This window comes from Tsukamurella conjunctivitidis (genome assembly GCF_007858475.1).
Classification (GTDB): domain Bacteria; phylum Actinomycetota; class Actinomycetes; order Mycobacteriales; family Mycobacteriaceae; genus Tsukamurella; species Tsukamurella conjunctivitidis.
In genome coordinates, this window is the sequence record NZ_VIGX01000128.1 from 1 (window position 1) to 650 (window position 650).

Below are 650 nucleotides of genomic sequence, written 5' to 3' on the forward strand. Positions count from 1 at the left end.
GCCGTGTTCACCCCGATCATCATGGTGGCCCTGGTGGCCGTCCTCCTGTTCACGCTGGCACGCCCCCGCATCGGCACAGCCTTCGAGGAGACACCACCGCCTGCCGCCACCGTCCTGGCCCGCACCCTGCCCTTCGGCGCGCTGGTGGGCTTCTACGACGGAGTGCTCGGCCCGGGCACCGGCTCCTTCCTGGTCCTGGGACTGGCCGTGCTCATGCACACGACCTTCCTGCGGGCCACCGCGGTGACGAAGATCGTCAATGCCGCGACGAACTTGGGGGCGTTGGTCTACTTCGTTCCCCTGGGACTGGTGGAGTGGCGACTCGGGTTCCTCATCGGCGCCGCCAACATGGTGGGCGGCTACCTGGGGGCGCGTACCGCCGTGCGCCTGGGCAACCGGTTCGTGCGCGGTGTGCTCCTGGTCGTCGTCACCGCACTCCTGGTGCGCCTGGGGATCCAGGTCCTCTCCTCCTGACCTCCCGTCCCGCTGCACGCCCCGGTGCGCGACGAGGGACGCCCGGCCCCCGTCCCGGCGATCGGGCCGACGAGGGCGACGCAGGGTTCAGGTCCGGGCGCCCGCCCTCAGAAGGTGGTCGCCAACTGGGCGACGCGACGTGATGCCGCATCCATGAGCTCATCGGCGTTGGCGGG

At 70.9% G+C, this 650-nt stretch carries 1 protein-coding gene; it reads left to right on the forward strand.

Going from position 1 to position 650, the window contains the following annotated elements; all coding sequences use genetic code 11:
* Positions 1-474: sulfite exporter TauE/SafE family protein (locus FK530_RS24690; RefSeq protein ID WP_146489452.1), on the forward strand; the 474-nt coding region annotated here is incomplete at its 5' end.
* Positions 475-650 lie beyond the last annotated feature (176 nt).